The organism is Streptomyces sp. NPDC088706 (assembly GCF_044752765.1).
Classification (GTDB): Bacteria; Actinomycetota; Actinomycetes; order Streptomycetales; family Streptomycetaceae; genus Streptomyces.
Map to the genome: position 1 here is coordinate 1 of NZ_JBIVLW010000047.1, position 1,231 is coordinate 1,231.

The window sequence follows — 1,231 nt, forward strand, 5'->3', positions numbered from 1 at the left end:
GGGGAGCGGGTGGCTCCGTTGCGGCCGGAGAATGTGGCGTATGTGATGTATACGTCTGGTTCCACGGGGACCCCGAAGGGCGTCACCATCACCCATCGGGGTGCGGTGAACGGTGTCGCTCAGCTCGTGGAGCGCCTGGGGGCCGCTGCCGGTTCCCGCATGCTGGCGGGGACCTCGGTCAACTTCGACGTCTCCGTCTTCGAGATCTTCACCGCTCTCACCACGGGCGCCACCGTCGAGGTGGTCCGCGACGTGCTGGAGCTCGCCGAGCGGGACAGCTGGACCGGTGGAGTGATCAGCTCCGTCCCCTCGGTCTTCGCCGAACTCCTGGACGAGATAGCCGACCGGACCACCGTCCAGGCGCTGGTCTTCGCCGGCGAGGTCCTGTCCGCGCCCTTCATGGCCCGGGTACGTGCCGCCATGCCCGGCGCTCGCATCATCAACGGCTACGGCCAGAGCGAGAGCTTCTACGCGAGCGCGTTCGAGCTCCCCGTCGGCGAGACCGAGGAGAGCACCGCCAACGCCCCGATCGGTACTCCGCTGGGGAATATGCGGACCTATGTGCTGGGTGCGGGGTTGCAGCCGGTTCCGGTGGGGGTGACGGGTGAGCTGTATGTGGCGGGGGCGATCGGCCGTGGTTACGCCGACCGGCCGGGGTTGACCGCGGAGCGGTTCGTGGCCGATCCCTACGGCCCCGCCGGCCACCGCATGTACCGCACCGGCGACCTGGCCCGGTGGACGGCCTCCGGCGAACTGGAGTGTGTCGGCCGGGAGGACACCCAGGTGAAGATACGCGGCTTCCGTATCGAGCCGGCGGAGGTCGAGGCCGCGCTCTGCGCCCACCCCGCCGTCCAGCAGGCGGCCGTCGTGGTCCGGGAAACCGAGGGTTCCCGTCGGCTCATCGGTTATGTCGTGCCCGGGGAGGCAACCGGCCCCGAAGGGACGGGAGCCGGCCTGCACCTTGCCGAGCTGCGGCGTTTCGTGGCGGAGCGGCTGCCGGAGTTTCTGGTGCCGTCCGCGTTCGTCGTGCTGGACCGGCTGCCCCTCGCACTCAACGGGAAGCTGGACCGCTCCGCCCTGCCCGAACCGGAGTTGGTGGGGGGTGAGTACCGGGCGCCGTCGTCGGCGTCCGAGAGGGTGCTCGCGGGGGTGTTCGCGGAGGTGCTGGGTCTGGAGCGGGTGGGGGTGGATGACGACTTCTTCGCTGTGGGCGGGGACAGTATCCGGTCGA

1 protein-coding gene is annotated in these 1,231 nt (G+C 70.2%); it reads left to right on the forward strand.

Annotated elements, in window-relative coordinates:
• Window positions 1-45 precede the first annotated feature (45 nt).
• Window positions 46-1,231, forward strand: a 1,186-nt coding sequence (locus ACIQAK_RS32995) for a non-ribosomal peptide synthetase (protein WP_401849679.1), incomplete at its 3' end; no start/stop codon positions are given.